This is a genomic window from Cobetia sp. 4B, assembly GCF_018831605.1.
In the GTDB taxonomy this organism is placed as follows: domain Bacteria; phylum Pseudomonadota; class Gammaproteobacteria; order Pseudomonadales; family Halomonadaceae; genus Cobetia; species Cobetia amphilecti.
Genome location: NZ_CP059843.1, coordinates 2,483,260 through 2,506,448, shown reverse-complemented (window position 1 = coordinate 2,506,448; position 23,189 = coordinate 2,483,260). Strand labels below are relative to the sequence as shown.

General features: G+C 64.2%; 19 protein-coding genes. 12 read left to right on the top strand and 7 right to left on the bottom strand.

All coding sequences use genetic code 11. The features are described from left to right. Positions 1 to 51: 51 nt before the first annotated feature. The 4 genes from H2O77_RS10460 to H2O77_RS10445 all read right to left on the bottom strand — a co-directional run bounded on the left by H2O77_RS10460 (position 52) and on the right by H2O77_RS10445 (position 3,723). Positions 52 to 519, bottom strand: coding sequence for a thioesterase family protein (locus H2O77_RS10460; RefSeq protein WP_215822969.1), 468 nt, complete (start codon positions 517 to 519; stop codon positions 52 to 54). Next, positions 519 to 1,472 (bottom strand): L-carnitine dehydrogenase, encoded by a 954-nt coding sequence (locus tag H2O77_RS10455; RefSeq protein ID WP_054557175.1) that lies wholly within the window; start codon positions 1,470 to 1,472, stop codon positions 519 to 521. The genes H2O77_RS10460 and H2O77_RS10455 overlap by 1 nt, the downstream gene beginning before the upstream one ends. Next, positions 1,469 to 2,404 (bottom strand): 3-keto-5-aminohexanoate cleavage protein, encoded by a 936-nt coding sequence (locus tag H2O77_RS10450; RefSeq protein ID WP_215822968.1) that lies wholly within the window; start codon positions 2,402 to 2,404, stop codon positions 1,469 to 1,471. Before H2O77_RS10450 ends, H2O77_RS10455 begins: the two co-directional genes overlap by 4 nt. Before the next feature lie 281 nt (positions 2,405 to 2,685). After that, complete coding sequence (locus tag H2O77_RS10445) at positions 2,686 to 3,723, bottom strand: LacI family DNA-binding transcriptional regulator (RefSeq protein ID WP_107334574.1); 1,038 nt, start codon at positions 3,721 to 3,723, stop codon at positions 2,686 to 2,688. Between the two features lie 162 nt (positions 3,724 to 3,885). Between H2O77_RS10445 and ltnD the strand changes: the two genes are divergently transcribed. The 12 genes from ltnD to H2O77_RS10385 all read left to right on the top strand — a co-directional run bounded on the left by ltnD (position 3,886) and on the right by H2O77_RS10385 (position 19,957). Further along, complete coding sequence (gene ltnD, locus H2O77_RS10440; RefSeq protein ID WP_215822967.1) at positions 3,886 to 4,824, top strand: L-threonate dehydrogenase; 939 nt, start codon at positions 3,886 to 3,888, stop codon at positions 4,822 to 4,824. Beyond that, positions 4,824 to 6,176 (top strand): 3-oxo-tetronate kinase, encoded by a 1,353-nt coding sequence (gene otnK / locus H2O77_RS10435; RefSeq protein WP_215822966.1) that lies wholly within the window; start codon positions 4,824 to 4,826, stop codon positions 6,174 to 6,176. Before ltnD ends, otnK begins: the two co-directional genes overlap by 1 nt. Further along, a complete protein-coding gene (otnC, locus tag H2O77_RS10430; RefSeq protein ID WP_043336237.1) occupies positions 6,173 to 6,826 on the top strand; it encodes a 3-oxo-tetronate 4-phosphate decarboxylase in 654 nt (217 codons plus the stop codon). The genes otnK and otnC overlap by 4 nt, the downstream gene beginning before the upstream one ends. Positions 6,827 to 6,864: 38 nt before the next feature. Further along, complete coding sequence (otnI, locus tag H2O77_RS10425; protein ID WP_215822965.1) at positions 6,865 to 7,677, top strand: 2-oxo-tetronate isomerase; 813 nt, start codon at positions 6,865 to 6,867, stop codon at positions 7,675 to 7,677. A gap of 83 nt (positions 7,678 to 7,760) precedes the next feature. Beyond that, on the top strand, positions 7,761 to 8,756 hold the full coding sequence (denD, locus tag H2O77_RS10420) for a D-erythronate dehydrogenase (RefSeq protein WP_215822964.1): 996 nt from the start codon (positions 7,761 to 7,763) through the stop codon (positions 8,754 to 8,756). Positions 8,757 to 8,919: 163 nt separating this feature from the next. Next, complete coding sequence (locus H2O77_RS10415; RefSeq protein ID WP_215822963.1) at positions 8,920 to 10,296, top strand: gluconate:H+ symporter; 1,377 nt, start codon at positions 8,920 to 8,922, stop codon at positions 10,294 to 10,296. A gap of 298 nt (positions 10,297 to 10,594) precedes the next feature. Next, positions 10,595 to 11,992 carry a GGDEF domain-containing protein gene (locus tag H2O77_RS10410; RefSeq protein WP_215822962.1) on the top strand — a complete coding sequence of 466 codons (1,398 nt, stop codon included), beginning with the start codon at positions 10,595 to 10,597 and terminating at the stop codon, positions 11,990 to 11,992. Further along, positions 11,989 to 13,233 carry a GGDEF domain-containing protein gene (locus H2O77_RS10405; RefSeq protein ID WP_215822961.1) on the top strand — a complete coding sequence of 415 codons (1,245 nt, stop codon included), beginning with the start codon at positions 11,989 to 11,991 and terminating at the stop codon, positions 13,231 to 13,233. Before H2O77_RS10410 ends, H2O77_RS10405 begins: the two co-directional genes overlap by 4 nt. A 630-nt stretch (positions 13,234 to 13,863) precedes the next feature. Then, positions 13,864 to 15,270, top strand: a complete 1,407-nt coding sequence (locus tag H2O77_RS10400) for a cytochrome ubiquinol oxidase subunit I (RefSeq protein WP_054557186.1) — start codon at positions 13,864 to 13,866, stop codon at positions 15,268 to 15,270. Positions 15,271 to 15,274: 4 nt separating this feature from the next. After that, complete coding sequence (gene cydB / locus H2O77_RS10395; RefSeq protein ID WP_215822960.1) at positions 15,275 to 16,273, top strand: cytochrome d ubiquinol oxidase subunit II; 999 nt, start codon at positions 15,275 to 15,277, stop codon at positions 16,271 to 16,273. After that, a complete protein-coding gene (gene cydD / locus H2O77_RS10390; RefSeq protein ID WP_240548570.1) occupies positions 16,260 to 18,095 on the top strand; it encodes a thiol reductant ABC exporter subunit CydD in 1,836 nt (611 codons plus the stop codon). Before cydB ends, cydD begins: the two co-directional genes overlap by 14 nt. After that, the gene (locus H2O77_RS10385) at positions 18,092 to 19,957 is read left to right on the top strand and encodes an ATP-binding cassette domain-containing protein (protein ID WP_215822959.1); all 1,866 of its coding nucleotides are present in this window, start codon (positions 18,092 to 18,094) and stop codon (positions 19,955 to 19,957) included. Before cydD ends, H2O77_RS10385 begins: the two co-directional genes overlap by 4 nt. 122 nt (positions 19,958 to 20,079) lie before the next feature. Here the strand turns inward: H2O77_RS10385 and dkgB are convergent, their stop codons facing one another. The 3 genes from dkgB to H2O77_RS10370 all read right to left on the bottom strand — a co-directional run bounded on the left by dkgB (position 20,080) and on the right by H2O77_RS10370 (position 23,089). After that, positions 20,080 to 20,886, bottom strand: a complete 807-nt coding sequence (dkgB, locus tag H2O77_RS10380) for a 2,5-didehydrogluconate reductase DkgB (protein WP_215822958.1) — start codon at positions 20,884 to 20,886, stop codon at positions 20,080 to 20,082. A gap of 157 nt (positions 20,887 to 21,043) precedes the next feature. After that, positions 21,044 to 22,054, bottom strand: a complete 1,011-nt coding sequence (locus H2O77_RS10375; RefSeq protein ID WP_215822957.1) for an alcohol dehydrogenase catalytic domain-containing protein — start codon at positions 22,052 to 22,054, stop codon at positions 21,044 to 21,046. A gap of 120 nt (positions 22,055 to 22,174) precedes the next feature. After that, positions 22,175 to 23,089: a TIGR03571 family LLM class oxidoreductase gene (locus H2O77_RS10370; RefSeq protein ID WP_215822956.1), complete on the bottom strand. Its 915-nt coding sequence runs from the start codon at positions 23,087 to 23,089 to the stop codon at positions 22,175 to 22,177. Between the last annotated feature and the right edge of the window lie 100 nt (positions 23,090 to 23,189).

The window sequence follows — 23,189 nt, the reverse complement described above, 5'->3', positions numbered from 1 at the left end:
ACGCTAAATCAGCGACTTGTTATCCGAAGCGGACATCGGTTGTCACACGTCTCAGGCCGTCTTGCGGCGGATGGCGATACGACGACCGGCCGCCTTGGGCCAGTCCTCGTCGCCTGTCGGCTGGGGCAGGGCGGCAATGCGCTCCGCCACCGATTCCGGGCAGGGCGTCGGGCGACCGCCACTGATGCTCATCGCCATCAGCATCTGCTCGCTGGTGGCGATCTCGCCGCCGTCGGCATCCGTCAGGGTGAACAGCACATGCTGACGCTTGGCGTCATGGTCCAGCAGCAGCACCTTGACCTTGAGCGTCTGGCCTTCATGCGCTTCCGCCAGATAGCACAGGTGCGTCTCCAGGGTGTAGATGGTCAGGTCGTGTTCGCGACGACCCTCGGCATCCAGCCCCACGTGCTCCATCAAGGCTTCGACCGCCATCGAGAAGGCACGCGCGTACTCGGCATCATTCATGTGGCCGTTATAGTCGACCCACTCATGCGGTACCGTGATCTCGAGCAGGTCCATCAGATACGACCCTCGAGGCCTTCGGCTTCCGGCCAGTACTTGCGCGTCAGGCTCAAGAGCTCGACCAGGAATTCATCGCGACGACGGTCCAGCTCGGCGACCGGGCGGCCCGCAGCCTGGTATTCGCAGCCTTCCACGACCTTGTCGATCAGCTCGTCGGTCAGCTCCGGCGCTTCGAGTTTGGTCCACGGCAGTTTCAGTGCCGGGCCGAACTGCTCGAGCATGTGACGCATGCCCGGCTCGCCGCCTGCCAGGTGGAAGGTCAGGAAGGTGCCCATCAGCGACCAGCGCAGACCACAGCCATAGACGACGGCAGCGTCGATCTCTTCGGTGGTGGCGACGCCGTCGTTGACCAGGTGCAGGGCTTCACGCCACAGCGCTTCCATCAGGCGGTCAGCGATGTGACCTTCGATCTCGCGACGCACGATCAGGGGACGCATCGCCAGCTGCTGGTAGTCGTCACGGGCGCCTTCCAGCAGTGCCGGTGAGGTGTGCTCGCCACCGACCAGCTCGACCAGCGGCAGCAGATAGACCGGGTTGAAGGGGTGAGCGACGATGACGCGGCCCGGTGCCTTCTTGCAGTCCTGTTGCAGATCGGTCGGCTTGAAGCCGGAGGTGGAAGAGCCGATCACGACGTGCTCTTCGGCCGCGGCATCGATGGCGCTGAGGATTTCCTGCTTGAGCGGCAGACGTTCCGGCACGTTTTCCTGGATCAGATCGGCGCCGACCACGGCTTCCTCGAGGGTCGCGGCGAAGCGCAGACGATCGACGGAGGCACCCTCTGCCAGGCCATCCTTCTCAAGCGCATGCCAGGCATTCGCGACGAAGGCGCGAGTGCGGGCTTCGGCGTCCGGCGCCGGGTCAAAGGCGACCACATCCCAGCCATTGGCCAGTGCACGCGAGATCCAGCCATTGCCGATGACACCGGTTCCTACGACAGACAACTGGCTCATGCGACACCTCCAGCGGTTTCGAGTGCGGCGATATCGCCAGCGGTCTTGCCGGTGGACGGATCACGCAGCTTGAGGAATTCACGCGTCTCGGCCGGGGTCATCACGCTGGAACCCAGGTTCTCGATGATGCCGGAGGACTTCTCGACCAGCTGGGCGTTGGTCGCCATCACGCCCTTGGACAGATAGAGGTTGTCTTCGAGACCGACGCGAGCGTGACCGCCCAGCAGCACGGCCTGTGCGACCATCGGCATCTGCATGCGGCCGATGCCGAAGGCGGCCCAGTTGGAGTTGGTCGGCAGCTTGTTCTTCATGGTCAGCATGGTTTCGGTGTCGGCTTCCGCGCCCCACGGGATGCCCAGGCACAGCTGGAAGAGCAGGTCGTCGTCGAGCAGGCCTTCCTGCTGCAGCTGGCGGGCGAACCACACGTGGCCCAGATCGAAGCACTCGAGCTCCGGCTTGACGCCAGCGGCCTGCACCAGACGAGCGTGCTCGCGCAGCCAGTCGGCGGTGTTGATGTAGACCATGTCGCCGAAGTTCAGGCTGCCGCAGTCCAGGGTGCACAGTTCCGGCAGCAATGCCTGTATCGGCGCATGACGCTCGGCCGGGGTCTGGATGTCGGTGCCCGGGCCGCCACGAGTCGGATCATTGACGTCCGGAATCCAGTCGCCGCCGCCACCGGCGGTGATGTTCATGACGATGTCGGTGTCGGCGGAACGCACACGGTCCATGACTTCACGGAAGTGCTCGGTGGAGTGGCTGATGCCGCCGGTCTCCGGATCACGCACGTGAATGTGGGCCACGCTGGCACCGGCCTTGGCGGCCGCGATGCAGTCATCGGCGATCTGCTTGGGCGTCACCGGGACATTCGGGTTCTTGCTGGCGGTATCACCCGCGCCAGTGATGGCGCATGTCAGGATAGTCTTGCGATTCATCGTCGGGCCTCACGTGTCAGAACACTTGTCTGCGGTAAGTCGCAGCGGCCATGTCACCAGACGTCAACCTGCACGTCCCGGTCGCATCGCCTCTGCGCCTTTGTTGAACACAGTGTCGTGAAGTTGAGGGCGGTGAGATGATCAGAAGACGCCGGATACTTTGCGTTTTACGTCAACTTTGCTCAGGCTGGGCGCCAACTCGCCCTGACGGACGCGAATGCGTCGTTGAGAGGCCTCGATCGTGAGCCAATCTGGCAGCGCCTTAGAGAGGTTTCGCGGCCTCAGGTGCTGCCACCGACCCGCAGCGTGAACCCCAGGTCGTGGCTCAGTTCTCCGACGGGTTCACCATTGATGCGCGCCAGCAGCTTGCGCGCTGCCATGCGGCCGATCTGCTCCCGTGGTGAGACGATGGTGGTGAGGCGCGGCGTGACATGCTCCCCGATCGGCAGGCCATTGAAGCCGGCGATGGCGATGTCATCCGGGATGCGCACCCCAAGCCTGGCGGCAGCGAGGATGGCGCCACAGGCCATGTCATCGTTGGCGAAGTGGATGGCGTCGCAGTCAGGGAATGTCGCTTTGATACGCTCAAGCGCCTGAGCACCGCTGGTCATCTGTTGCCGCACGGGCAGGTCGAGCAGGGGAGCGTCCTCGATGCCGGCCGCCGCCAGCGCCTCACGGTGTCCGGCATAGCGCATCGCCGCGCGATAGTCGCGATCAAGCTCGGCACCGGCGAAGTGGATCGTGCGATACCCGCGTGCCAGCAGGTGCTCGGTCATGGCGCGTCCGGCGGCGACATGATCCATCCCCACGTTCAGATCCAACCCTTCCCCCAGCTCCATGATCTCAACGATCGGCTGATTCCAGTTCTCCAGTATCTGGCGCGTCGCATCGTCATGGCGCAGCCCCGTCACCACCAGACCCGCGGCCGACCAGCCCAGAAAGGTACGGATCAGCTGGGTTTCCCGAGCCAGATCGTAATCCGTCTTGCCCAGCAGCAGCTGATAGCCGTGCGCCTCGAATTCATCCTGCAGGCCCTTGATCACGTCGATGAACACCACGTTGGACAACGAGGGCACGATCACCGGAATCACGCGACTGGAGGCCGAGGCCAGGCTGCCGGCAATCATGTTGCGCACGTAGCCGACCTTCTCGATGGCCGCTTCGACCTTGATGCGGGTCGCTTCGCGCACGCTGTCGGGGCTATTGAAGTAGCGCGAGACTGTGATCGAGGAGACCCCGGCTTCCCGGGCCACGTCATTCAGGGTCGGCTGCATGGCACCCTTGCGGCTGCGGCGGGGAGATGATGGTGGATTAGACATATGTCGCGTTTTCTCATTTGCCGCTTGTCGTGGCTTGGAGCCTAATCTATTAATGATGTTAGCGCTAACATGGTAGCGCTAACATTCAGTGAAGTGCTGATCGGTGTGCCGCATGAGGTCGCCTTGATCATCACTTGAAACAGCTTCCGCGGGAGATGCGAGATGACAGCAGCAACGACTTCACCAGTGATCGGCCTTGTCGGCCTCGGCGCGATGGGAATGGGCAGTGCGCGCGCCATGCTGGAAGCAGGCCTGGACGTGATCGGCTGTGATATCTCGCCCGCCGCCTGTCAGGCCTTCGAAGCGGCGGGTGGCCGCGCCGTTGCCTCGCCGCTGGAACTGGCGGCCGAGTGTCAGGTGGTGGTGCTGGTCGTGGTGAATGCCGATCAGGTCGAGCAGGTGCTGTTCGGGGCCGAGGGTGAGGGCGGCCTGGCCGAGCGACTCGCGCCGGGTAGCCTGGTGATCCAGTGCGCCACCGTGGCGCCGAGCTTCGCGCGCGAACTCGAAACCCGCCTGAACGGCATGCAGCTGGAGCTGCTCGACGCCCCGATCAGCGGCGGCGCCGTCAAGGCACGCAGTGGTGAGCTGTCCGTGATGTCCTCCGGCAGTGAAGCGGCTTACGTCAAGGCGGAACGCGTGCTGGCGGCGATGGCAGCCAATGTCTATCGGCTGGGCGACTGCGCCGGCCCGGGCTCGAGCGTCAAGCTGGTCAACCAGCATCTCGCGGGCGTGCACATCGCGGCGGCGGCAGAAGCCATGGCGCTGGGCATGAGCATGGGGATCGACCCCGACACCCTGTATGACGTCATCACCCATTCCGCGGGCAATTCCTGGATGTTCGAGAATCGCGTGCCGCACATCCTCAAGGGCGATTACACGCCGCTGTCGGCCGTCGACATCTTCGTCAAGGACCTCAACATCGTGCACAGCACCGGGCGCGAGCTGAAGCTTGCCATGCCGGTGGCTGGCAGTGCCCTGCAGCAGTTCACCGCCGCCAGTGGGGCAGGCTTCGGGCGCGAGGATGACTCGGCCGTCATCAAGGTCTATCAGCGTCTCGGCAGCTTCAACCTGCCGGCCGCGAATGATGAAGGAGCGCAGTGATGTCGATCGTACTGGGCGGAATCGCCGATGACTTCACCGGCGCGACGGATCTCGCCAACAACCTGGTACGTGCCGGCATGCGCACCGTGCAGGTGATCGGGGTACCCCAGGATGCGCTGCAGGAAGGGGCGGCGAACGGATTGGATCTGACTGAGGTCGACGCAGTGGTGGTCGCGCTCAAGTCGCGCAGCTGCCCGGTGGATCAGGCGATCAGTGAATCCCTCGCGGCGCTTGAATGGCTGAAAGCCCAGGGCGCGCGCCAGCTGTTCTTCAAGTACTGCTCGACGTTCGATTCCACGCCCGAGGGCAACATCGGGCCGGTCGCCGATGCCTTGCTGGAGGCCTTGTCCTCCACGCAGACGGCCTTCGTGCCGGCCTTCCCCATCAACGGACGCAGTGTCTATCAGGGCCATCTGTTCGTCGGCGACCGCCTGCTCAATGACAGCGGCATGCAGCATCATCCCCTCAACCCGATGACCGATGCAGATATCGTGCGCGTGCTGTCACGCCAGACGCCGCATGGCGTGGGGCTGCTCGATCACGCCACTCTACGCCGCGGCGCGCAGGAGGCCCGTCAGCGTCTGGACGAGCTTGCCCATCAAGACGTGCGTCATGTGGTCTGTGACAGCCTCGATGAGCAGGATCTCGAGGTACTGGCCGAGGCGCTGGTGGATCACGCGCTGGTCACCGGTGGCTCTGGCCTCGCGCAGGCCTTGCCTGCCCAGTACCGCCGCAAGGGCTGGCTTGAGCCGATCGATGATGCGGCGGTGCTGGCCCCGGCGCAGGGCGCCGCGATGGTGCTGTCCGGCAGTTGTTCTCGCATGACGCTCAAGCAGGTGGCGCACTTCACGCAGCAGCATGCTGCCTTCGCACTGGACCCCGTCAAGCTCAATGCGAGCGATGCCCACTTCGAGGCGGCGCTGAGCTTCGCCCGTGAGCAACTGGCGGCGACGGAGCCCAAGCCATTTCTGATCTACGCCTCGGCCGAGCCGGAAAGCGTCAAGGCGGTGCAGGCGTCACTGGGCGTCAAGCAGGCCGGTGAGCTCATCGAGTGCGCCCTGGCCAGTCTGGCCAGCACCCTGGTTGGAGAAGGCGTCGGGCGTCTGCTGGTGGCGGGGGGAGAAACCTCCGGCGCGGTGGTCTCGGCACTCGACATCCGTGAGCTGCGTATCGGCGGTCAGATCGACCCCGGCGTGCCCTGGACACAGGCACCGCACCCGGCCGCCGGCCCCTCGCAGCCGGAGGCGAGGCTCTCGCTGACACTCAAGTCCGGCAACTTCGGGGGTGAAGACTTCTTCACCCGGGCATTCGACGTGCTGGATGCCATGAATCCTCGCGAGGAGAACGCATGAGTCAGTCACAGCACGACATCAACGTGTTGCGTGAGCAGATCGCCACCTACGGCAAGTCACTGTTCGACCGCGGCCTGACCATGGGCTCCAGCGGCAACATCAGCCAGCGGCTGGACGATGGTGGCTGGTTGATGACGCCGACCAATGCCTGCCTGGGGCGTCTGGACCCGGCGCGCATCTCGCGCCTGGACGCCCAGGGCGTATTGATCGATGGCGACGCGCCGACCAAGGAGCACTTCCTGCATCGCGCCATGTATGACGAGCGCCCGCAGTCGGGTGCCATCGTCCACCTGCATTCGACCCACTCGGTGGCGGTGTCCTGCCTGCCGGACGTGAATCCCTGCGAGTGCATTCCTCCGCTGACGGCCTATTACGTGATGCGGGTCGGCAAGCTGCCGCTGGTGCCTTATTACATGCCGGGCGACCCCGCGCTGGGCGATGCCGTGCGTGGCCTGGCCGGCAAGCACTGCGCCGTGTTGCTGGCCAATCATGGCCCGGTGGTGGCTGGAAAGACGCTGGAGGCGGCGGTCTATGCCACGGAAGAGCTTGAGGAAACCGCCAAGCTGTTCCTGCTGCTGCAGGGCAAGAACCCACGTGGGATGACCCCGGAACAGGTGGCGGAACTCGAAGCCAAGTTCGGGCGCCCCTGAGTGATGACGTCTTCGTCTGTGAAATCCAAGGATCTGACATGACCCGATTGGCCGCCAATCTCAGCATGCTGTTCACCGAGCATGACTTTCTCGATCGCTTCGCGGCTGCGGCCGAAAGTGGTTTTCGCGGGGTCGAATATCTCTTCCCCTATGCCTATTCCCCGGAAGAATTGCGCGCAAGGCTCGATGAGCACCAGCTGTCGCAGGTGCTGTTCAATCTGCCGCCGGGCGACTGGGAGGCCGGTGAGCGTGGCCTGACCTGTCTGCCGGGCCGCGAGGAGGAGTTTCGGGCCTCGGTGGCCGAGGCGATCCGCTATGCCCAGGCGCTCGATTGTCCGCGCGTGCATGCCATGGCGGGCCTGGTGCCGCAAGGCGCGGATGACGCCATGCGCGCGCGCTGCACCGAGACCTATATCAGCAACTTGCGTTACGCCGCCGCCGAGCTTGAGAAGGTCGGCAAGACACTGCTGATCGAACCGATCAACCCGCGCGACATGCCCGGCTTCTATCTGAGTGGCCAGGCGCAGGCACGCGAGATTCTCGCCCAGGTCGGCGCCGCCAACCTCAAGGTGCAGTTCGATCTCTATCACTGCCAGATCGTCGAGGGCGATCTGATCCGCAACCTGGAAGCGCAGTTCGCGCATATGGGCCATGTGCAGATCGCCGGCGTGCCGGACCGTCACGAGCCGGATGTCGGGGAAGTGCATTATCCGGCGCTGTTCGCTCGGCTGGAGAGTCTGGGGTACGACGGCTGGATCGGCTGTGAATATCGTCCACGGGGTGAGACGCGCGCAGGCCTCGGCTGGGGTCGCGCCTTCGGGCTCAACGACGGCCAGTCCGGCACCGCCTGATCACGACTCAAGACAGCAGAAACGCCAATAACGACAACACGTCATGAGCCGTCATGCCAGGCGGCGAGCAAGGAGTCCACACGATGCACGTCATGATTACCGGCGCCGCCGGATTTCTCGGTCAGCGTCTGACCGAGGCCTTGATCGACACGGGCAGCCTGAAGGGGCAGCCATTGTCACGCTTGACCCTGCTGGATCAGATCGAGGCGCCACGTCCCGAGGCGGCGTCATGTCTGGCAGTCGAACCGGCCACCTCGCTGGATATCGAGATCGTGGCAGGCGATATCGCCGACGGCGAGGTGCTTGATCGCTGCCTGGCGGGCGAGCCGCAGGTGATCTATCACCTGGCAGCCGTGGTCAGCTCGGCAGCCGAGGCGGACCTGGCGCTCGGCATGCGCGTCAACTTCGACGCGACTCGCCTGCTGCTGGAAGGCTGCGCGGCGCGTGGATTGAGCGACACCCGGCTGGTGATGGCCAGCTCGGTCGCCGCCTACGGAGGCGATCTCCCCGAGACGCTGAGCGACATGACCGCGCTGGTGCCGCAGAACTCCTACGGCACCCAGAAGGCGATGTCGGAACTGCTGATCAATGATTACAGCCGTCGCGGGCTGGTGGATGGCTGCGTGCTGCGTCTGCCCACCATCATCGTGCGCCCGGGGCGTCCCAATGCGGCAGCCTCGAGCTTCGCCTCCTCCATCCTGCGCGAACCGCTCAATGGCGAAGCCGCCATCTGCCCGGTACCGAGCGAACTCGAGATGTTCGTGATGTCGCCCCGTCGGGTGGTCGCGGCCTTGCTCAAGGGCGCGGAGGTGCCGAGCGCGGACTTCGGCCTCTCTCGCTGCTTCATGCTGCCGGGCATCACCGTCAGCGTTGCGTCAATGCTCGCGGCGCTCAAGGATATCGCCGGTGAGCAGGCGCTGGCACTCGTCAAGCATGAGCCTGACCCGCGTATCACCGCCATCGTCGGCAGCTGGCCGGCGCGCTTTGACACCCGCAAGGCGCGTTCGCTGGGCTTCGTCGGCGATGCCGACCTGCACGAGATTCTCAATGCGTATCGCGACGAGAGCGCCATCGCCTAGCCAGCGTCTGGTCATCTCATCCAGGACGAGCTCGCCAGACACCTTTGCCAGACCTGCTCGTCACATCAGTACGTCAATAACAACGATCGGCGTCATGCCAGCCGGCAGCGCCGACACCGCATACCTTGCGCCACACAATAACAAACTACAGGAGTAGCACCCCATGACAGACGCCGCCGTCGCGGGGCCACAGGTCATCATCGGCCTGGGCATCGCCATCTTCGTCATGATCTATCTGGTATTGAAAACCCGCGTGCATGCCTTGCTGGCCTTGATCATCGCCGCCTCGCTGGCGGGGTTGATCGGTGGCATGCCGCCCAATGAGGTCATCAGTGCCATCACCACCGGTTTCGGCAAGACGCTTTCCACCATCGGTCTCGTGATCGGCTTCGGCGTGATGATGGGGCGTATCCTGGAGGTGACCGGTGCCGGGCAGCGCATGGCCTACGCCATTCTCAATCTGCTGGGCAAGAACAAGGAAGAGGCCGCGATGGCGCTGACGGGCTACATCGTCTCCATCCCGATCTTCTGTGATTCGGCCTACGTCATCCTCAACCCGCTGGTGCGTTCACTGGCGCGCAACAGCGGACGTTCAGTGATCGGTCTGGGCATCGCGCTGGCGGCTGGCTTGATCATCACCCACTCGAGCGTGCCACCGACCCCGGGCCCGCTGGGCGTGGCCGGTATCTTCGGTGTCGACATCGGTCTGATGATCGGTTGGGGCCTGGTGATTACCGCGCCGGCGCTGATTGCACTGGTGATCTATGCCCGCCTGATGGGGCCGCGTATCGAGGCGATGCTGGAAGCCCAGCCGGGTGGTTTCGAAGGTAGCGTCAAGCATGACACCGACAGCATGATGCCTGAATCGGAGCTGCCTTCCCTGCTGATGTCGTGCATGCCGATCGGCCTGCCCATCGCGCTGATCTTCCTCAATACGCTGGTCAGTGCCGTGATGGGCGATACCAGCAACGCGTTTACCAGCACCATCGCCTTCGTCGGCAACCCGGTGATCGCCGTGGGCATCGGGGTGCTGGTCGCCATCTATGGTCTGATGCCGAAGACCCCCAAGCAGGAAGTGTTCGATCATCTGGAAAAGGGCGTCGAGACGGCGGGTATCATCCTGCTGGTCACCGGTGCCGGTGGTGCGCTGGGCTCGGTACTGCGTGCCAGTGGCGGCGGTGATTACATCGCCATGCAGGTGGCGGCACTGGGGCTTCAGCCGCTGTTGATTCCGTTCATCATCGCCACCCTGGTGCGCTTCATCCAGGGGAGCGGCACGGTGTCGATGATTACCGCGGCCTCGATTTCCGCGCCGATCCTGATGGGCATGCCGGACGTCAACATGGTGCTGGCCGCGCAGGCCGCCTGTATCGGCGCGATGTTCTTCAGCTACTTCAATGACAGCTATTTCTGGGTCGTCAATCGCATGCTCGGCGTCAAGAGCACCAAGCATCAGATGCTGGTGCTGACCCTGCCGACGACGCTGGCCTGGGCCATTTCCATCATCACCCTGTTGCTGCTCAACGCCATCGTCGGTTGAGCCAGCCAGAGCAGTCAGCTGCATCAAGAACGCCGGGCCTCATCGAGGCCCGGTTTTTCGTTGGATTTTCGTTCATGAGCGAGGTATCAACACGGACATGCGGCGCTTGAGCATTTCCGTCAGCGTGGCTTTCAACATCTGCGCATGTGATAAAGAAAGCAGGGCGATCGAAGGGAAATCAGACATGCCTTCACGAATGGCAATATTGGAGCAACACCTGAGTGCCACGACTCCTGCGAGGCTGAGCTTTGCCCCTGAACTCGAGAGGGACTTTGAACAGTTCGAGCATCGTCGGCGCATGAGTCGTGCCGTAATGGGTTGCTGGAGCCTGATCATCTTTCAGCTGATGTTCGTGCTCTATGACACCGTCTATGCGCCGATCGCGATGCCGGTGATAGAGAATCTCGCCGTGATGCTGCGCCTGTATGTCTGCATCGCGCTCGCGATTCTCGTGCTGGTCCTCAAGAGCGAGGTCTGTCGCCCCGTCGGGCGTGAGGCGCTGCTGGTCGCGACCCTGTGGGGCGTGATCGGCCTGGCGGCGTGGCTGGCGGTTCGCGAGAACCACCTGCGCTGCTTCCTCGAACTCTATGCGCTGGGCGTAGTGCCACTGGTCGGTATCGTCTTGATGCAGCTGCGTTTCGTCGCGGCTCTGGTGCTGTCGGCAGGGGGGATGGTCATCGTGATCAGCGTAGCGCTGAGCGTAGCGATGCCCTATGCCCACATGGACTTCGCGATCGTCTTCGTCTTCATGGCGTTCTGCCTGTTTTCGCTGATCGCCAGCTTCCGCATCGAGTTCTCTGCCCGTCATGCCTATCTGATGACCTCTATCGATCAACTGCGCCTGCAGGATGTGGAGTCACGCAATGCCGAGCTGCAGGAAATGGCCTGTCTCGACCCGCTGACCCAGCTCTACAATCGCCGTCATCTGATCGAGGTGCTCAAGCAGCACCATGGCGATGCTCAGCAGGCGAAGAGCGGCGTGTCAGCGTCCCAACCGGTGCCACCGTTACCATGTCTGGCGCTGATGATGATGGATGTCGATCACTTCAAGGCCTTCAATGATCACTACGGGCATGTCGCGGGTGACAACTGCCTGTATCAGATTGCCCAGGCCTTGCAGGAAACACTGGACAGGGAAAAAGGCGCGGGCATCGCCGGTGCTCTCGAGGGGGAAGAGGCTGCGTTGGCCAGCGTCGTCCGCTTTGGCGGTGAGGAATTTACCGCCCTGGTGGCCGTGCGGGATCTCGAGCATGCGCGCAGCCTGGCCGAGGCAATGCGCTATGCCATCAAGTCGCTCAAGCTGCCTCATCGCGAGTCGGAACTCGGTGTCGTCACCCTGAGTGTTGGGCTTTGCGTCATCCCCTTGTCGCGCCTGCTCGAGGGCGAGGGGATGGAGGATGAGGTGACGCGTGACATGGCGGTCGAGACGCTCCTCAGCCGCTGGGTCGATCAGGCCGACAAGGGGCTCTATCGTGCCAAGCGCCATGGCCGCAACCGTACCTGCGTGCAACGTGGCAACCGCCATGGCAAGGCGCGCGCCCAGGCCAGTGATGACCTGCGTGATGGCCTTCACGATGGCCTTGACGATGAGCGGCAGGCTGCGCAGCAGGGTGAGCGGCAGAATGCACAGCACGATGAACAGAAGGCTGAGCTGCCTGATCACAGGCCGCCGATGGGCGGAGCGGGCCTGTCATGAGAAGTCAAAAGCGACTCCCCGGCGCCCGCGAGGCGATGATGCCGGCGGCGATGGCCGCCGAGCGCGGTGTCGTCGAGGGGCTGATCGACGGTCGTGGCGCGTCACGCTGGCGGCTCATGTTTCCTGAAACCCTCGAGACCCGATATGTGGAAGAGACGCGCGTCTCGCGCACGCGCGGCTTGCTGTATTCCGGCATCTTCGCCTTCGTGATGTATGCCACCTTCCTGATCAGTGACACCATTCATCGCAGTGAGGACCTGGCACTGGCCGCCATGCTGCGGCTGGGCTGTGTCTGCGTGGTGGCCATGCTGGTGCTGCCGCTGGTGCAGCGCGCGCCTTCCATGCGGCTCAAGGAGTGGCTGATGACTGCGCTGGTGATCAACACCATGCTGGTCAGCGCCATCCTGTTGCAGCTGTCGCGCACCGAGCTTTCGCATGTCGATACGCTGTTGTTCGGCTTCTTTCCGATGGTCGGCAACATTCTCTTTCGGTTGCGCTTCCCCCAGGCACTGACGGCGTCGCTGACCTGTACGCTCATCATGGCCGGGGTGATCGTGTTGGAACCTGCCGGTCAGGAGGGGCTGGAGCTGCTGGCGATGGTGATCTTCGTCAGCACCACGGGGCTCTCGCTATTGGCCAATCATCAGCTCGAGCACAATCAGCGTCAGGTGTGGTTGCTGCGCCAGCGTGAGCGACTGTTGCTGGAGGAGAAGCGCGCTGCCGGTCAGCGTCTTACCCGAGAGGCCAACTGCGATGCGCTGACAGGCGTCTACAACCGGCGTCATCTGGAGCGGGATCTGGCCCAGCGCTGGGCGGACCTGACCCGTGAGGACGGGCTGGCGATCCTGATGGTGGATGTCGATCACTTCAAGACCTACAACGACCATCATGGCCATGTGGAAGGGGATCACTGCCTGCAGCAGGTTGCCGAGGCGCTTCAGGCCGCCATTGGCCCGCAACCGGGCATGGTGGTGCGCTATGGCGGCGAGGAATTCCTGGTCCTGCTGGAGTCAGTGACCGAACGGCAATTGCGGGCCTGCGCCGAACGCATCCGCCGCAAGGTGCGTGCGCTCAAACTGATCAACCCTGACAGCGCGGTGGCGAAAGTGCTGACCGTCAGCGTCGGGGCGGTGAGCTACAAGGCCGAGCAGCACACCAATCTGACCGATCTGGTGCGTGCGGCGGATGCGGCGCTCTATGACGCCAAGCATCAGGGGCGCGACTGCTGTGTCGTACGGTGAGTTTCTGACGCGAAGGGGCAGGGCAACAAGAAAAAGGATAGAGAGGAGAGAGGAGGGTGAAGAGTGAAGAAAGGCAGAAATAGATAAAAGGGAAGAGGGAAGAGGGAAGAGGGAAGAGATGGAGACAACAAGGCGCGTTTCTCGAAAGGGGGCGCGCCTTGTCTTTTTTCCGCCATCAGGGCGCACATTCCTGGCTGGCTCAAGGTGCGCAGCACGACAGAATTCAAGATAAACCGCGTCCGACGGCCCCTGGCATTGGTCGTATTCGAGGCTCGACGTGTGGTTATCTTGATGTAGGTCAATAAAGGCGGATGTGCGGCGAAATATAGATGGCAAGCCTGAGCATGCCGAGTGGAAAATACGTGGATGCTGTCGTGCAATATGGCGGGCCTGATCGATCACCAACACGGCGATTGATCGTATGGCTGGGCCTGCGGCAAAGCGTCATCGTGCACGATAGCCTGGTGTTTTCTATGCTCTTTGGGTCAGCTGGTAGAAAGATGACTGCCATGATCGATGGAGTTTGGTGGTATGCCTTATCGTCACGGGCCTGACCGTGATATCGCTGCGACTGTGCGTCCCACAACGGGATGAACAGAGTGCAACCCCTGGAGTCCTGAGGAGTCGCCCATGGAACTGGATCCCGTGATCCTGTCACGCATACAGTTCGGATTTGTCGTGTCCTTTCATGCCGTCTTTCCGGTGTTTACCATCGGTCTGGCATCCTATGTGGCCTTGTTGCATGGCCTTTTCTACAAGACAGGCAATGCCGCCTGGGAGCGCCTTGCGGCGTTCTGGGTGAAGGTATTCGCCGTGGTCTTCGCGATGGGCGTGGTCTCCGGTATCGTGATGGCCTTCCAGTTCGGCACCAACTGGAGCAACTTCAGTTATGCCACCTCCAACTTCATCGGCCCGATGCTCAGCTATGAGGTGGTGACCGCCTTCTTCCTCGAAGCCGGCTTCCTCGGCGTGCTGCTGTTCGGGCGTGGCAAGGTGCCGGAAGGCGTCCACCTGTTCGCGGCACTGATGGTGTCATTGGGCACCTTCATTTCCTCCTTCTGGATCCTGTCCTCCAACAGCTGGATGCAGACACCGGCGGGCGTCGACTTCATTGATGGCCACTTCTTCGTGAATGACTGGAGCGCGGCCATCTTCAATGCTTCCTTCCCGTATCGCTTCACGCACATGGCGATCGCCTCGTTCCTGACCGGCGGCTTCGTGGTGGCCGGGGTGAGCGCCTGGTATCTGCTGATCGGGCGTGATGTCGAGGCCAACAAGCGCGCGCTGTCCATGTGCATGTGGCTGCTGCTGGTGCTGGCGCCGGCGCAGGCGGTGGTGGGTGACATGCACGGCATCAATACGCTGGAGCATCAGCCTACCAAGGTCGCGGCGATGGAAGGCAACTGGGAAACCCAGTCGGGCGCGCCCTTGCTGCTGTTCGCCTGGCCGGACAAGGAAGCCCAGATGAACCACTTCGAGATCGCGATCCCGAAGCTGGCCAGCCTGATCTTGACCCATGACCCCGATGGCGTGGTGCCGGGCCTCAAGGAGGTCGAGCCCGACATGCAGCCGCCGGTGTGGTTCGTGTTCTGGTCGTTCCGCGTGATGGTGGCGGTGGGGCTGGTGATGATCGCGGTGGCGTTCATCGGCCTGTTCCTGCGTCGCGATGGCAAGCTCTACCGCTCGCGCCCCTTCCTGCAGACGCTGCGTCTGATGTCGATCGCGCCATTCTTCGCCGTGCTGGCCGGCTGGTTCGTCACCGAGGCCGGGCGCTCTCCGTGGCTGGTCTACGAGATGATGACCCAGCAGGAGGCCGTCACGCCGTCACTGACCGGCTGGATGGTGCTGGCCACGCTGATCGGCTACTTCCTGGTCTATCTGGTGGTCTTCGTGACCGGCAGCTACTACCTGACGCGCGTCATCCGTGGCGGCATGCAGCCTGAGTTGCCGCATGACGATGTCGAAACCGCGATGCGCCCGCTGTCCGCCGCGCACGAGAGTCTCGATGATGATGCCAGCCGTACGGTAAGGAGTTGAGCACATGGAACTGATCAATCTGACCATGATCTGGGCGCTGATCATCGGCTTCGGCATCATGATGTACATCCTGATGGATGGCTTCGATCTCGGGGTCGGCATCCTCTATCCCTTCGCCCCGGATGAACACGCCCGTGACGTGATGATGAATTCGGTCGCGCCGGTCTGGGACGGCAATGAAACCTGGCTGGTGCTGGGTGGGGCCGGCTTGCTGGCGGCGTTTCCGGCGGTGTACTCCATTCTGCTGCCGGCGCTGTATCTGGGGGTCTTCCTGATGCTGGCCGGGCTGATCTTCCGCGGGATCGCGTTTGAATTCCGCTTCAAGTCCACGCGCAATCGGCATTGGTGGAACGTCGCCTTCAGTGGCGGCTCCTACGTGGCGACCTTCTGTCAGGGCGTGGTGGTCGGGGCCTATATCCAGGGCTTTGCCACCGAAGGCCATATCTATGTCGGCGGCGCCTTTGACTGGCTGACCCCCTTCACGGTGATCACCGGGCTCGCGCTGGTGGCGGGCTACGCTCTGCTGGGGGCCACCTGGACCATCCTCAAGAGTGAAGGCGAGGTTCAGGCCTGGGCCTATCGCATCACGCCCAAGCTGCTGATTGCCGTACTGGTCGGCTTCGGGGTCATCAGCCTCTACACGCCGTTCGTCGATGAATACGTGCGCGAGCGCTGGTTCAATCATATTGGCATGTTCTGGATCTTCCCGGTGCTGGCACTGTGCTGTGCGGCCTTCATCTGGCGTGCCGTCAGCAAGCGTCTGGAGGGCCAGCCCTTCGTCGCGACCTTGGGGCTGTTCCTGTTCACCTATCTGGGGCTGATCTTCAGCAAGTGGCCGTATCTGGTGCCGCCGGACATCACCATCTGGGATGCAGCGTCAGACCCGGGCGCGCAGCTGTTCCTGCTGATCGGCGTACTGTTCGTGATTCCCATCGTGCTGGGCTATACCGCCTGGAGCTACTGGGTCTTCCGCGGCAAGGTGCAGGACGGTGGCTATCACTGATCTCACGCAAGGGGCAGCGCAGGGGGCAGCACAGGAGGCCCCGACCAGCGCCGCTGGCAATGACACGGCGCGTGCAACCGTCAGCGACGACAGTGTCACTGGCAAGGAGCGCGACAAGGCGAGACGCAAGGCTGCCGGCAAGTGGCTCACCCAACAGGCGACGCGCGAGCGTCGCCTGTTGGCTATGGCGGCGCTGTGCGGCGCACTGGCGGGGCTGGCAACGGTGGCGCAACTGGTACTGCTGGCCTGGCTGGTCACTCAGGTGATCGAGCAGCCCGAGGCGTTGGCTCGCCTGTGGTGGCCGTTTGGCGGCCTGGTGGCGCTGCTGGCAGTGCGCGCCTTGCTGAGTGCCGCGCAGGAGCTATGCGCCCAGAAGGCCAGCCAGCGCCTGCGCCAGCGGGTGCGTCGAGAGGTGCTGGATCACCTGCAGGCGCTGGGGCCGGTGCGGGCCGCGCAGTTTCATGGCGCTGATGTGGCCCAGCGCTGGGTCGAGCAGGTCGAGGCGCTGGAAGGCTACTTCGCGCGTTTCTACGTCCAGCTGCGCCTGGTGCTGATCAGCCCGCTGGTGATTCTGGCCATCGTGGTCAGTCAGGATTGGCTGGCGGCGATTCTGCTCGCGCTGACCGCGCCGCTGATTCCGCTGTTCATGGCGCTGGTCGGCATGGGGGCCGAGTCGCTCAATCGCGAGCAGTTCGTCGCGGTCGCGCGCCTGTCGCGCCACTTCGTCGATCGCGTCCGCGGGATCACAACTTTACGGTTGTTCGGCCTGGGCGAGCAGGCCACGCGTGAGGTCACGCTGGTCGCCGATGATTATCGCCGCCGCAGTCTGCGCACGCTGCGCCTCGCCTTCCTCTCATCAGCGGTACTGGAGTTCTTCTCGTCGGTATCGATCGCGGTGGTCGCGATCTATATCGGCTTCGGCCTGCTGGGCGACATTCCCTTCGGGCCCGCCCAGTCGCTGACCCTGTTCAGCGGCCTGCTGATCCTGCTGCTGGCGCCGGAGTTCTTCCAGCCGCTGCGCACCCTGTCACAGCACTATCATGATCGCGCCTCGGCCTTGGCCGCCGCGGACTCGCTGCTGGAGCTGCTCGACACGCCCATCGCGCCGGCGCGTCAGGCCTCCACGATGGCGTCGGTCAGTGTCTCGCTGCCCAGCGATGTGATGTTGCAGCTGGAGGCCGTCACGCTGACGCATCCCGGGCGGGGCAGGGTGCTTGGCCCGCTGGATCTCACCTTGAAGGCCCACGAGGTGCTGGTGATCAGCGGCCCGTCCGGGGCCGGCAAGTCATCGCTGTTGCAACTGATGGCGGGATTCGTGGCACCCGATGAAGGCCAATGCCTACGCCGAGATACCACTGGCCTTGCCTGGATGGATCAACGACCGCTGCTGATGCAGGGCAGTCTGGCCGACAACCTGCGTATCACCGCGCCAGACGCCAGTGATGGCGACATCGCGCAGGCGCTGACGCGCGCCGGCCTCGCCGAGGTGCTGGCCGCCTTGCCGCAGGGCATCGCCAGCCCGTTGGGCGAAGGCGGGCGTGGGCTGTCCGGCGGCCAGGCTCAGCGTCTGGCGCTGGCGCGGGTCTTCTTGAGCGATGCGCCGCTGGTGTTGCTCGACGAGCCGACCGCCAGTCTGGACGCCGAGACTGAACAGCGCCTGATCGCCGGTTTCCAGGCGTTGGCCGAAGAAGGCCGCACGCTGGTCATCGCCACCCACCATCCGGCCTTGAGGGCCATGGCGACGCGCCAGATGTGTCTGTCCCGTGATGGGGTCGTTGGCACCACTGGAGAGAAACAGGATGCTGGGGAGGGCGCATCATGATCGGACCCGCTCGCACTCTCGGTCCTGGCTCCACTCCCTCGACGCGCGAGGCACTGGCCGCGCTGGCGCCCTGGTGGCGGGTGCATGAGCGCTATCGCCGTCGACTGCTGCTGGGCGTGGTGCTGATGACAATGACCGCGCTGTCGGCACTCGGGCTGCTGGCGGTCTCGGGGTGGTTCATCACGGCGTCGGCCCTGACGGGGGCGGCGCTGGCTGCCGGTGCCGTCGCCGTGCTGGATGTCTACACGCCGGGCAGCGCGATTCGCCTGTTTGCCGTCTCGCGCACCGTCTCGCGCTATCTGGAGCGTCTCTACAATCACGACACCATCCTGCGACTGCTGGCCAGCCTGCGCGGCAGTGCCTTTGCCTCGCTGGTCAGCATGGACCCCGCGCGGCTGGCAGCCCGGCGTTCCAGTGACTGGCTGAATCGTCTGACCGCGGATATCGACACCCTCGATGCGCTCTATCTGCGTCTGGCGGCGCCTCCGGTGATGGCCTTGCTGCTGATTGTGGCGCTGCTGGGCATCACACTCGTGTGGCTGCCGGGCGCGACGCCGTGGCTGGCGCTCTTGCTGTTGACTGGCTGGGCGTGGCTGACACTCGGGCAGGCACGCTGGGGACTGGTGGCCAGCCGTCGGCGTGTGACCACTCTCGAGGCGTTGCGCTCAAGCCTGATGGAGGCGCTGCGCGGGCATGCCGAACTCGAGGCCTACGCGGCGCTTGGCCATGTGCGTGAGCAGCTTGAGGCGGTGGAAGCGCGTCTGCTGGCGGACCAATGGCGGCTGGCGGTCATCAGTGCCGTCGGCAATGCGCTGGCCGTGCTGGTGATCGGACTCGCCTGGTTGCTGCTGCTGGCGATGGGCATGCTCGCCCTGCGCGATGGCCAGCTCAGCGGCCCGATGATGGTGATGCTGCCGCTCGCGGCGATGGCGCTGGGTGAGGGAATGGCGGGGCTACCGGCGGCCTTCAGTCAGGCTGGGGCGACGCTTGGCGCTGCGGAGCGCCTCAATGATATCGAGCACGCCGCGGGTGTCGTGCACGGCGATGCTCGCCTGTCAGCAGGGCCGATCACAGTAACGCTGGAGCAAGTCAGCTACCGCTATCCGGGCGCCTTGTTCGAGGCATTTTCAAATGTCTCGCTCACTGTCGAGGCCGGTGAGCAGGTCGCGATCTGTGGCGCCTCCGGTGCTGGCAAGTCGACGCTGGCGGCACTGCTGACCGGGCAGACCAGCCTGGCCTCCCGCGGCCTGCAGAGCAGACTAGATGAAGAGCCGAGCGGGGGTACTGAACAGCAGGGCGGGGGTACTGAACTGCAGGGCGGGGGTATTGAAGAGTCGAGCGGGGGTCCTGAAGAGAAGAGAGGTGAAGAACAGAGCGGGCGAGTATTGCTCAATGGCCGTGAGGTGCATCACTACGCGCCTCTGGCGATTGCCGATGGTGTCGGCTGCCTCACTCAGCAGGTCGATCTGTTCGATGCCAGTCTGGCTGACAACCTGCGACTAGGGGCCGCCGACGCCGAGGATGCCGTGCTATGGCGGGTGCTGGCCGCGGTGGATCTCGCTGATTGGGTCGCGAGTCTGCCGCAGGGGCTGGCGACACGTGTCGGCGAGGGCGGTCGTCAGGTGTCGGGTGGCCAGGCACGGCGCATCAGTCTGGCGCGCCTGGCGCTGACCAACCCCGGCCTCGTGCTGCTGGATGAGCCCTTCTCGGGGCTGGATGCCACGACAGCGCAACGCGTCGCGCAGGGACTTGCTGACTGGCTGGCGGGCAGGACGGTGATCTATCTGCTGCATGAGCATGATCTCGCGGCGCCACGTCCCGGCACCGAGGCCGTGACTCGCGTCTGGTGGCTGGATCGCTGAGCCGCCCCCAGAGTGGGATCAAGGCAGAGTGGAAATGCGAAAAAGCCTCCCGGGCAGAGTGCCCGGGAGGCTTTCTTGTCACTGGACCCGTCGATCAGGTTCAGTCAGTTGGGCTCAGTCAATCAGTCCCAGTCGGGCGCGATGTCCGGGTTGGCGATACGCTCGCCGCGGTCCAGCTCGGCGATCTTGGCCATGTCCTCGCCGGTCAGCGTCAGCGAGAAGGCCTCGATGTTGCTGCGGATGTTCCTGGGCTTGGTGGAGGACGGGAAGGTCACGATGTCCTGCATCTTCAGCCACGCCAGGGCGATCTGCGCCGGGCTGACACCGTGGCGGTCCGCGATGATCTTGAGGGTCTCGTCATCCATCACCTTGCCGACGGCCAGCGGCATGAAGGCGCTGACTTCCAGCCCCAGCTCCTGACACTTGTCGAGCACCTTGCGGTTCTGCAGGAAGGGATGCACCTCGACCTGATTGGTCAGCAGCTCATCACGCCCCAGAATGCCGACGGCGCGTTCCATCTGCTCGCAGGTGAAGTTGGAGATGCCGATATGGCGTGTCTTCTCCTCGGCCTTCATCTTGGCGAGCGCCGGCAGGTAGTCCTCCATGGCGACTTCGTCATTAGGTGACGGCCAGTGGATCAACAGCAGGTCGACGTAGTCCATCTGGAGCTTCTCGAGGCTTTCCTCGACGCTCTTCTCAAGATCACCGGGCTGGAGGCGGTCGTACCAGATCTTGGTAGTGACGAACAGCTCGCTGCGCGGGATGCCGCTGTCGGCGAGCACCTGTCCCACTTCGGCTTCGTTGCCATAGAACTGGGCGGTATCGAAATGACGATAACCGGCGTCCAGCGCCGCCTTCATGCTCTCACGCAGGGTGTCGCCTTCCAGACGGAAGGTACCAAAGCCGGGATTCGGTAGGGTAGTCGACATGCGGTAACTCCTGTTGACGTTCCCGCCGAGTGCGGCGGGGACGTTTCCATGTGTTGTGTCGTCTTTACTGGGGCTGTGAAACTGGCGCGACAATGGCGTGCCTACGCATCAGTCATGTGCCGGTTGCGCAACAATCCTGCGCCGCCCGCCATGCGCCTCATTCGTTGGCCGTGATCACGAATTTCAGGGCGCGACGCTCACCACGCTTCAGTTCGGCGAGGCAGGACGGCAACGCCGTGAATGGCTCGATGCAGGGCGCCGGCTGGTTCATGGAGCCATCGGCGATCGCTTCGAGCAGACCTTCCCCCGCCTCGACCAGACGTGCCCAGTCCTCGTCGTCGCCCGCCCAGTGCAGAGCACCCAGCGCGACTTCGTGCTGCGAGATGGCGCGATCGAAGGCCGGCGCGGCCGCCTGCTCCAGGCGGTCCTGAATGCAGACGATGTGGCCATTGGCCCCCAGGTGGCGGGTCATCTTGTGGGCGTGATCACCATTGACGGTATCGATCACGGCGAAGACCGGCGCGTCCAGCTGCTCGGCGTCCGCAAGCGTCTCGTCGGCGCCCAGCGCCTTGAGGTCCGCGTGGCGCTTCTCGGAGGCAACACCAATGACGTGGAAGTTGCGCTGTCTGGCCAGCTGGATCAACCAGCGGCCCACGCTGCCGGAGGCGCCGGTGATCAGCAGGCGTCGCCCGGCCTTGACGGGCAGCTTGTCGATGGCAAGCCAGGCGGTCAGTGCCGGGCAGGGGAAGGCGGCGGCGTCATTGAAGCCCAGGGTGACGGGCAGGCGCATCACGGCGCGCGCCGGCACACGCAGGCGTTTGCTGAAGGTGCCCGGCCCCGCCAGGGTGGTGTGGACCGCGATGCGATCGCCCGGCGATACGTGACTGACATTGGCACCGCAGGCGATCACCTCGCCGGAGGCATCGACGCCGGGAATCTGGCCGGCTTGCCACAGCTCGCTGTCCATCGCCATGAACTTCCAGTCGACGGGATTGAGGCCGATGGCACGCGTGGCGACCAGTACCTCGTCGTCACCCGGGGCGCCGATGTCCACCTCTGACTGCTCTAGCGCCTCAGGCTCGCCCGGGCCTTGCCATACCCAGGCGGGTGCCCGGGTGGCGCTGTGACTGATGTCTTGCGGGGTGGTGGTCTCTGTGGAATCTGACATGGGATCTCCTTGCAGCGTGAACGGTGAATCCTTTCCGCCATGGCGGGGGCAGGTCGCGCGACCCGCCCGGCTTGCCAGTGCGCTCAGCCAGCCGGGCAGATCAGTGCAACCCTTGCGCCCTCATGAGAAGTGCGGCAGCACCTCACGCCCCAGTTCCTCGAGGGTTTCCGTGAGCGGGCGGCGATTGCGACGCAGGTGGAAGCCGATGTGATTCACCCCGGCATCCTGCATGGCCGACAGTTCTTCCATGAGGGCAAGGCGGCCACTCGACAACCCGAAGCGATGACGACGCACCGAGGCGTGCGGGTCTTCTTCCAGATTGAGGTGGATGAAACTGACGTAGGGTTTGTCACCGGCGACCTGACGCCAGAGCGCCACGCGACGGATGTGATCCTCCGGCGTGCCCGGGTAGGCCAGCCAGCCGTCCATCTCGCGACCGATCCACTCGGGCGTCTGCTGGGAGAGCCCGGCACTCAACAGCGGCGGACGCGTCGCGGCAGGCAGGATGGCCTGGCCTTCGCTCAGGGCGTCGTCCGCCTGGCCCTTGATGACATCCACCGCGTGACGGAAGGCGGCACCACGGGTCGCGAACTCCTCGCCGAACAGCGGGTATTCCGCCGGTCGGTCGCCACTGGCGACGCCAAGCAGCAGGCGGTCTTCGCTCAGGGCCTGCACGCTGGCGGCGGCCTTTCTCACCAGCCACGGCTGGCGCAGCGGCAGCACCGCGGCGGCAGTGCCCAGCAGCAGGTTGTCGGTGTGACTGGCCAGATAGCCCAGGTAGGTGAACAGCTCGAAGACCTGACCGGCATCGCCGAAGGCGGGGTCGAACAGCGGCACGTCACGCAGCCAGGCGGCGCGGAAGCCGAGCCTGTCGACCTGGCCGATCAGCTCGGCATGGGCGCGCATGTCAGGCACGCCGAAGGGCGTGGAGGGGGCTCTGTCAGTGCGGACCCAGTCATTGTCGAGGGGCAGTTCGACGCCCAGGGTCAGGGGGCCTTGAGTTAGGCGATCCAGCGGACGGGACGGGGAGATCATGGTGGACTCCTTCAGCAAGCAGGTGGGTAGACGACGGTGCCCCCGAGCCAGCAGGCTGAGCTGTCGGAATCGGGGGCACGTCGTGATGGCGGGAGGCTTC

Coding starts and splice junctions, on each gene's coding strand:
- H2O77_RS10460 (WP_215822969.1), bottom strand. CDS start 519: ATGGACCTGCTCGAGATCACGGTACCGCATGAGTGGGTCGACTATAAC.
- H2O77_RS10455 (WP_054557175.1), bottom strand. CDS start 1,472: ATGAGCCAGTTGTCTGTCGTAGGAACCGGTGTCATCGGCAATGGCTGG.
- H2O77_RS10450 (WP_215822968.1), bottom strand. CDS start 2,404: ATGAATCGCAAGACTATCCTGACATGCGCCATCACTGGCGCGGGTGAT.
- H2O77_RS10445 (WP_107334574.1), bottom strand. CDS start 3,723: ATGTCTAATCCACCATCATCTCCCCGCCGCAGCCGCAAGGGTGCCATG.
- ltnD (WP_215822967.1), top strand. CDS start 3,886: ATGACAGCAGCAACGACTTCACCAGTGATCGGCCTTGTCGGCCTCGGC.
- otnK (WP_215822966.1), top strand. CDS start 4,824: ATGTCGATCGTACTGGGCGGAATCGCCGATGACTTCACCGGCGCGACG.
- otnC (WP_043336237.1), top strand. CDS start 6,173: ATGAGTCAGTCACAGCACGACATCAACGTGTTGCGTGAGCAGATCGCC.
- otnI (WP_215822965.1), top strand. CDS start 6,865: ATGACCCGATTGGCCGCCAATCTCAGCATGCTGTTCACCGAGCATGAC.
- denD (WP_215822964.1), top strand. CDS start 7,761: ATGCACGTCATGATTACCGGCGCCGCCGGATTTCTCGGTCAGCGTCTG.
- H2O77_RS10415 (WP_215822963.1), top strand. CDS start 8,920: ATGACAGACGCCGCCGTCGCGGGGCCACAGGTCATCATCGGCCTGGGC.
- H2O77_RS10410 (WP_215822962.1), top strand. CDS start 10,595: ATGAGTCGTGCCGTAATGGGTTGCTGGAGCCTGATCATCTTTCAGCTG.
- H2O77_RS10405 (WP_215822961.1), top strand. CDS start 11,989: ATGAGAAGTCAAAAGCGACTCCCCGGCGCCCGCGAGGCGATGATGCCG.
- H2O77_RS10400 (WP_054557186.1), top strand. CDS start 13,864: ATGGAACTGGATCCCGTGATCCTGTCACGCATACAGTTCGGATTTGTC.
- cydB (WP_215822960.1), top strand. CDS start 15,275: ATGGAACTGATCAATCTGACCATGATCTGGGCGCTGATCATCGGCTTC.
- H2O77_RS10385 (WP_215822959.1), top strand. CDS start 18,092: ATGATCGGACCCGCTCGCACTCTCGGTCCTGGCTCCACTCCCTCGACG.
- dkgB (WP_215822958.1), bottom strand. CDS start 20,886: ATGTCGACTACCCTACCGAATCCCGGCTTTGGTACCTTCCGTCTGGAA.
- H2O77_RS10375 (WP_215822957.1), bottom strand. CDS start 22,054: ATGTCAGATTCCACAGAGACCACCACCCCGCAAGACATCAGTCACAGC.
- H2O77_RS10370 (WP_215822956.1), bottom strand. CDS start 23,089: ATGATCTCCCCGTCCCGTCCGCTGGATCGCCTAACTCAAGGCCCCCTG.